This window comes from Monashia sp. HAY1-2A, assembly GCF_056755315.1.
The window spans coordinates 1-7969 of record NZ_JBNDHY010000184.1; the positions used below are offsets into that span (position 1 = coordinate 1).

The 7969-nt window shown below is 70.1% G+C and carries 5 protein-coding genes; 4 read left to right on the forward strand and 1 reads right to left on the reverse strand.

What is annotated here, in order from left to right; genetic code table 11:
• Positions 1-258 precede the first annotated feature (258 nt).
• Genes mmsA through ACPYOM_RS19495 form a run of 3 tightly spaced genes read left to right on the forward strand, consistent with a single transcriptional unit; the run spans position 259 to position 4544 of the window.
• Positions 259-1794 (forward strand): multiple monosaccharide ABC transporter ATP-binding protein, encoded by a 1536-nt coding sequence (gene mmsA / locus ACPYOM_RS19485; protein WP_481347219.1) that lies wholly within the window; start codon positions 259-261, stop codon positions 1792-1794.
• Position 1795: 1 nt separating this feature from the next.
• Positions 1796-3289, forward strand: a complete 1494-nt coding sequence (mmsB, locus tag ACPYOM_RS19490) for a multiple monosaccharide ABC transporter permease (protein ID WP_481347220.1) — start codon at positions 1796-1798, stop codon at positions 3287-3289.
• A gap of 4 nt (positions 3290-3293) precedes the next feature.
• The gene (locus ACPYOM_RS19495) at positions 3294-4544 is read left to right on the forward strand and encodes a D-arabinono-1,4-lactone oxidase (protein WP_481347221.1); all 1251 of its coding nucleotides are present in this window, start codon (positions 3294-3296) and stop codon (positions 4542-4544) included.
• Between the two features lie 34 nt (positions 4545-4578).
• On the opposite strand, the gene ACPYOM_RS19500 is transcribed toward ACPYOM_RS19495, so the two are convergent.
• Positions 4579-5124, reverse strand: a complete 546-nt coding sequence (locus tag ACPYOM_RS19500; RefSeq protein ID WP_481341423.1) for a MarR family winged helix-turn-helix transcriptional regulator — start codon at positions 5122-5124, stop codon at positions 4579-4581.
• Positions 5125-5212: 88 nt separating this feature from the next.
• Here ACPYOM_RS19500 and icmF point away from each other — a divergent pair.
• A partial coding sequence (icmF, locus tag ACPYOM_RS19505; protein WP_481347222.1) for a fused isobutyryl-CoA mutase/GTPase IcmF occupies positions 5213-7969 on the forward strand: 2757 nt, incomplete at its 3' end.

Genomic DNA, 7969 nt, shown 5'->3' on the forward strand with positions numbered 1-7969 from the left:
GATCCAGGAGATCGACACGAAGAAGACGGTCACCGTCAACGACACGACGTCGTACAACAACGGCATCAAGAACGTCCCGACGATGCTGCTGCAGCCGGTCGCCGTCGACAAGAGCAACGCCACGGACGTGCTGATCAGCGCGAAGTACTACACCGCCGACCAGCTGAAGTAGCCGAGCCGTGGGCCCTTGGTGCGGCCGGCGGCGCACCCCGCCGCACCAGGGGCCCGGCTCGGGTCGAGAGAGAGACGCGAGTGACCATGAACACGACGATGCTGTCGATGCGCTCCATCACCAAGGAGTTCCCGGGGGTGAAGGCGCTGTCCGACGTCAACCTCGAGGTGCAGCGCGGCGAGATCCATTCCATCTGCGGCGAGAACGGCGCCGGCAAGTCGACCCTGATGAAGGTGCTCTCGGGGGTCTATCCCCACGGGACGTACACCGGCGAGATCCATTTCGACGGGCGGCTGTGCGAGTTCAAGGGAATCCGCGAGAGCGAAGCGGCGGGCATCGTCATCATCCACCAGGAGCTGGCGCTCGTCCCGGAGCTGTCGATCCTGGAGAACCTCTTCCTCGGCAACGAGCAGGCCTCCGCGGGGCGGATCAACTGGCTCGCCGCGCGGCAGCGCGCGCTCGAGCTCTTCGCACGGGTGGGCCTGGACGAGGACCCCGACACGCAGATCAAGAACATCGGCATCGGCAAGCAGCAGCTCGTCGAGATCGCCAAGGCCCTGGCCAAGGACGTCAAGCTCCTCATCCTCGACGAGCCGACCTCGGCCCTCAACGACACGGACTCCCGCCACCTGCTCGACCTGCTCCTGGGCCTCAAGGCCAAGGGCATCACCTCGATCATGATCAGCCACAAGCTCGCCGAGATCGAGGAGGTGTCCGACTCGATCACCATCATCCGCGACGGGCGCACCATCGAGACCCTCGACGTGCGGCGCGGCGAGGTCAACGAGGACCGGATCATCCGCGGGATGGTGGGCCGTGACCTCGACCACCGGTTCCCCCCGCACGAGCCGACGGTCGGCGAGCTGCTGCTCGAGATCCGTGACTGGACCGTGGCCCACCCGCAGGACTCGTCACGGCTCGTCGTCAAGGGCGCCAGCATGAGGATCCGCCGCGGCGAGATCGTCGGGCTCGCGGGCCTCATGGGCGCCGGTCGCACGGAGCTGGCCCGCAGCGTCTTCGGTGAGTCCTACGGCCACAAGATCAGCGGCGAGCTGGTCAAGGACGGGAAGGTGCTCCGCGCCAACACCGTCCGGCGCGCCATCGACGCCGGGCTGGCCTATGTCACCGAGGACCGGAAGAGCCTCGGGCTCAACCTGCTCGACTCCATCCGGGTCTCCATCACTGCGGCCGGCCTCCGGAACATCCGCGGCCGCGCCGGTGCCGTCGACCAGCGGCAGGAGGTGCTCGCGGCCGAGCGCTACCGCCGCGACATGAACATCAAGACGCCCTCCATCGAGACGGGGGTCGCCAAGCTCTCCGGGGGCAACCAGCAGAAGGTCGTTCTCGGCAAGTGGATGTTCACCGAGCCCGACGTGCTCATCCTCGACGAGCCGACGCGCGGCATCGACGTCGGCGCGAAGTACGAGATCTACGAGATCGTCAACCGTCTCGCCGACAGCGGACGCGGCGTCCTCGTCATCTCCTCGGAGCTGCCCGAGCTGCTCGGGCTCTGCGACCGCATCTACACCCTCAGTGCAGGGGTCATCACCGCGGAGGTTCCGCGGGAACAGGCAAACCAGGAAGTGCTCATGCGACACATGACCCAGCGAAAGGCCGACTGAGATGGCCATCGACACCGCACCCGCCCCGACCAGCGACACCGCCCGCGCCGGCACGTCCCTCGTCCGCGACATCCGCAAGGCGCTCGGTGGCAACATCCGCCAGTACGGCATGATGATCGCCCTGTTGCTGCTCGTGGCGATGTTCCAGATCCTCACCGACGGGCTCTTCCTCGAGCCGCGCAACGTCACGTCGCTGCTCGTGCAGAACGGCTACGTCCTCATCCTCGCGATCGGCATGGTCATGGTGATCATCGCCGGCCACATCGACCTGTCGGTCGGCTCGGTGTGTGCCTTCGTCGGTGCGACTGTCGCACTGGCGATGGCGAAGTTCGACCTGCCGTGGCCGGCGGCCATCCTGCTGGGGCTGGCGCTCGGGATCCTCGTCGGCATCTGGCAGGGCTTCTGGGTCGCCTACGTCGGCATCCCGGCCTTCATCGTCACGCTGGCCGGCATGCTGCTGTTCCGCGGCCTCGACCTCATCATCCTCAACGCCGAGTCGATCCCCGTGCCCGAGAGCTTCCAGAAGATCGCCAACGGCTACCTCCCCGAGATGGGACCGGTGACCGGGTACCACAACCCGACGCTCGTGCTGACGCTCCTCGCGATCGCCGTCATCGTCTACCTCGACCTGCGCCGGCGCGCCGACCTGCGCAGCTACGGGATGCCGGTGCCCCGGATGGCCCTGACCGTCCTCAAGCTCACCGTCGTCTGCGGGCTCATGCTCGTGCTCGGCCTGCTGCTCGCCTCGTACAAGGGGGTCCCGGTCGTCGGCCTCATCCTCGGCGCCCTCGTCGTCATCTACACCTACGTCACCCAGCGAACCGTGCTCGGGCGGCAGATCTACGCGGTGGGCGGCAACGCCAACGCCGCCCGCCTCTCCGGTGTCGACACCCGGCGCATCGACCTGTTCGCCATGGTCAACATGGGCTTCCTCGCCGGCGTCGCCGGCATGGTGTTCACCGCCTACCTCAACGCGGCCAACCCCAAGGACGGCGTGGGCTTCGAGCTCGACGCGATCGCGGCCGTGTTCATCGGCGGAGCCGCCGTCGCCGGCGGCGTCGGCACCGTGACCGGGTCGATGATCGGTGGCCTCGTCATGGGCGTGCTCAACCTCGGGCTCGCCAACCTCAGCGTCGACTCCAACTACGTCCAGATCATCAAGGGTCTCGTCCTGCTCGGGGCCGTCGCGCTCGACGTCCTGTCCAAGAGCCAGGGGCGGCCCAGCTTCATCGGCATGATCATCGCCGGCCTGACACGCGGGCGTGCCGCGCCCGCCGGCCCGGCCGACCCGACGCCGGTGCGGGCCGACGAGGCCACGACCCCGGGCGGGGTCGTCCACGTCGCCCGCACGCACCGCGACGACCTGCCCGAGGGGCTCGAGCGAGCAGCGGCCCCGACGGCGACGACAGGGGGGACGGCGGACTCGACGGCCGGCTCGACGGCGGGCTCGACGGCGGGCTCGACGGCGGGCTCCACCGCGGGTGCGCCAGAGTAGGGCGATGCAGACGGTGGAGATGAACTGGGCCGGCAACCACGCCTACCGGGCTCGCATCGAACGGCCCCGGTCGGTCGACGAGCTCCAGGAGGTCGTCGCGCGCGCCCCGCGCGTGCGCGCGCTCGGCTCCCGGCACTCGTTCACCGACCTCACCGACATCACCGACACCGACGCCGGCCTGCTCGTCTCGCTCGTCGACCTGCCGACCACCGTGGAGGTCGACGAGCGGACCCGCACGGCCCGCGTGACCGGCCGAGCGGCCTACGGCGAGGTGGCGACCCGGCTGCACGCCGCCGGGTGGGCGCTGGGCAACCTCGCGTCGCTGCCCCACATCTCGGTCGCCGGTGCCGTCGCGACCGGGACGCACGGCTCCGGCGTCGAGAACGGTTCGCTCGCAACGGCGGTCGCGTCGTTGGACATCGTCGGGCCCGACGGGGAGCTGCGCACCACCAGCCGTGGGGACGCGGAGTTCGAGGGCAGCGTCGTCGCGCTCGGCGCGCTCGGGGTCGTCACCGCCCTGACGCTCGACGTCGAGCCCACCTACGACGTGCGCCAGGACGTCTACACCGGCTTGACGTGGGAGGCCCTGGCGGCCGAGCTCGAGACGATCACGAGCAGCGCCTACAGCGTCAGCCTCTTCACCCGCTGGACCGACGCGGGGGTGGAACAGGTCTGGCTCAAGAGCCGTGCCGACACGGCGCCCACCGAGCTCTTCGGTGCCCTGGCGGCCACGACGACGATGCACATGCTCGAGGGCGGGGTGACCGAGTCGGTGACCCAGCAGGGCGGTGTGCCCGGCCCGTGGCTGGACCGGCTGCCGCACTTCCGCATGGAGTTCACACCCAGCCGCGGGGAGGAGCTGCAGAGCGAGTACCTCCTGCCGCGCGAGCACGCACCGGCCGCCATCGAGCGGCTGCGCTCCCTGGGGCAGCGGATGGCGCCCGTGCTGCAGGTGTGCGAGCTGCGCACCGTCGCGGCCGACCAGCACTGGCTCAGCAGCGCGTTCGGCCACGACGTCCTCGGGGTGCACTTCACGTGGCTGCGCGACGTCGAGCGCGTGTATGCCCTCCTGCCTGCCATCGAGCAGGCGCTGCTTCCCCTCGGGGCCCGGCCGCACTGGGGCAAGTGCTTCGTCGCGCGGGCCGCCGAGCTCGCGCCCCTCTACCCCCGCCTCGCCGACTTCCGTGCCCTGCGCGACCGGGTCGACCCCGGGCGCACGTTCGGCAACGCCTTCCTCGACCGCGTCATCGGCTGACCTGCACCACGCGGCGTCCGTCAGGACGCGACCGTCAGAAGTCGCCCGAGGAGCGGCGCAGCCGGGTGAGGATGTCGAGCAGCGTGCGCACGTCGCGCTGGGAGAGGACCGGCTGCTCGAAGACCTCGGTGTTGAGCGCCTTGGTGGCCCGCTCGGCCAGCTCACGACCGGCAGGGGTGAGGGCCACGAGCATCGCCCGCCGGTCCTCGGGATGGGTGGAGCGCGTGACGAGGCCGGCGTCCTGCAGGCGGTCCACGGCGTTCGTCACGCTCGTCGGGTGCACCTGCAGACGGGAGCCGATGACCTTCATCGGCAGCGAGCCGCGCTTGCTGAACCACAGCAGCATGAGCACCTCGTAGCGGGCGAACGTCACGCCCAGCGGGCGCAGGGTGGCCTCGACGCGCGCGAGGACGATCTGGTGCGCGCGCATGAGGGAGGTGATCGCCGCCATCCCGTCGGCCGCCGTCTCCCAGCCCTGCTCGACCCACTGCTCGCGGGCGCGGGCGATCGGGTCGAAGCCGAGGCCCGACCCGGCGGCGAGTGCGCCCGTGACAGCGGTGCCGTTGGTCTCCGCGCTCATGGCGCCATCGTAGGACGAGGACGCGTTGACGTCCATTAGTAGGAAGTCCTAGTATTTTTGGGTCAGCGTCGCACCCCGGAGGCCAGTCGTGACCGCGCAGTCGTCCCAGCAGCACCAGCCCGCCCAGCCCGCCCTGCACCACCCGAGCCACCACGTCCGGATCGTCACGGCGAGCAGCCTCTTCGACGGGCACGACGCGTCGATCAACATCATGCGGCGGATCATGCAGAGCCAGGGGGCCGAGGTCATCCACCTCGGCCACAACCGCTCCGTCCAGGAGGTCGTCGACGCCGCGATCGAGGAGGACGCGCAGGGCGTCGCGGTCAGCTCCTACCAGGGCGGGCACGTCGAGTACTTCGAGTACCTCGTGCAGCTGCTGCGCGAGAACGGCGCCGGTCACGTCCGCGTCGTCGGCGGCGGCGGCGGCGTCATCGTGCCGGAGGAGATCGCCCGGCTGCGCGAGTCCGGGGTCACGATCTTCAGCCCCGAGGACGGCCAGCGGCTCGGGCTCGTCGGCATGGTCAACGGCGTCGTCGCCGACTGCGACTTCGACCCGTGGGAGGTCGGCGTTCCCACCCTCGAGGCCGTCCTCGCCGGTGACCGTGCCGCGGTCGCGCGCGCCGTCACCGGCGCGCAGGAGGGCCAGCTGGGCGACGCCCTGCTCGCCGGCGTCCGCGAGGCCGCCACCCGGCGGCACGTCCCCGTCCTCGGCATCACCGGCACGGGCGGCTCCGGCAAGTCCAGCCTCACCGACGAGCTCGTCCGCCGGCTGCGCCTCGACCAGCAGGACAAGCTGCGCGTCGCCGTCCTCGCCGTCGACCCCACGCGCAGCCGCGGAGGCGGCGCCCTCCTCGGCGACCGCATCCGGATGAGCTCGCTCGACGGCGACCGCGTCTTCTTCCGCAGCCTCGCCACGCGCGGCAAGAGCCAGGTGCCCGGGCGTCTCGACGACATCCTCGCCGTCGTCAAGGCCGCGGGCTTCGACCTCGTCGTCCTCGAGACCCCCGGCATCGGCCAGGGCGACGCCGCGATCGTCGAGCACTCCGACGTCTCGCTCTACGTCATGACGCCCGAGTTCGGTGCGAGCAGCCAGCTCGAGAAGATCGACATGCTCGACATGGCCGACGTCGTCGCCATCAACAAGTTCGAGCGCCGCGGCGCCGAGGACGCCCTGCGCGACGTCGGCCGCCAGATGGTCCGCAACCGCGAGGCGTTCGGCAAGGGCCCGGCCGACATGCCGGTGTACGGCACGAGCGCGGCCACCTTCAACGACGACGGCGTCACCGCGCTCTACCAGGAGCTGCGAACGCTCCTGTCCGACAAGGGGATGCCGGTCCAGGAGGGCATCCTGCCGCACGTCTCGACGAAGCAGTCCACGCGCATCTCCACCGTCGTGCCGGCCTCCCGCGTCCGCTACCTCGCCGAGATCAGCGAGACCGTCCGCCGCTACCACGCCGACACCGCGCGGTTCGCTGCCGCCGCGGCCCGGGTGCAGCGCCTCGACCTCGTCCGGGGCGAGCTCGTCGACGCCGGGTCCGACGCCTCGGGGGTCGACGCTCTGCTCGGGGCCGCGCGCACCGACGTGCCGCAAGCGGTCGCCGACGCGCTCACAGCCTGGCCCTCGGTCGTCGAGGCCTACTCGGGCGACGAACAGGTCGTCAAGGTGCGTGACCGCGAGATCGTCACCAAGCTGACGCGGGAGTCCTTGTCCGGCAACAAGATCCGACGTGTGGTGCTGCCGCGCTACACCGACCACGGTGAGCTCGTGTCCTTCCTGCGTCGCGAGAACCTGCCCGGCTTCTTCCCCTTCACCGCGGGGGTCTTCCCGTTCAAGCGCGACAACGAGGACCCGGCCCGCATGTTCGCGGGCGAGGGCGACCCGTTCCGCACCAACCGGCGGTTCAAGCTGCTGTCGGAGGGTCAGCCGGCCACCCGCCTGTCCACGGCGTTCGACTCGGTGACCCTCTACGGCCGCGACCCCGACCCGCGTCCCGACGTCTACGGCAAGGTCGGCACGTCGGGCGTCTCCGTCGCCACCCTCGAGGACATGAAGGTGCTCTACAGCGGCTTCGACCTCGTCTCGCCGACGACGTCGGTGTCGATGACGATCAACGGGCCGGCGCCGACGATCCTCGCGTTCTTCCTCAACACCGCCATCGACCAGCAGGTCGACGCGTTCCGCGACCGCGAGGGCCGGGAGCCCTCCGACGACGAGCGCGAGCAGCTGGCCGCGTACGCCCTCGCCAACGTCCGCGGCACGGTGCAGGCCGACATCCTCAAGGAGGACCAGGGCCAGAACACCTGCATCTTCAGCACCGAGTTCTCCCTGCGGATGATGGCCGACATCCAGGAGTGGTTCATCGAGCACCAGGTGCGCAACTTCTACTCGGTGAGCATCTCCGGCTACCACATCGCCGAGGCGGGGGCCAACCCCATCAGCCAGCTCGCGTTCACCCTCGCCAACGGGTTCACCTACGTGGAGAGCTACCTCGCGCGTGGCATGGCGATCGACGACTTCGCCCCGAACCTGTCCTTCTTCTTCAGCAACGGCATGGACCCCGAGTACTCGGTGCTGGGCCGGGTCGCCCGACGCGTCTGGGCCGTGGCGATGAAGGAGAGGTACGGAGCGGGGGAGCGCAGCCAGAAGCTGAAGTACCACGTGCAGACGTCCGGCCGCAGCCTGCACGCGCAGGAGATGGACTTCAACGACATCCGTACGACGCTCCAGGCGCTCATCGCCATCTACGACAACGCCAACAGCCTGCACACCAACGCCTACGACGAGGCCGTCACGACGCCGTCGGAGGAGTCGGTCCGCCGGGCGCTCGCGATCCAGCTCATCATC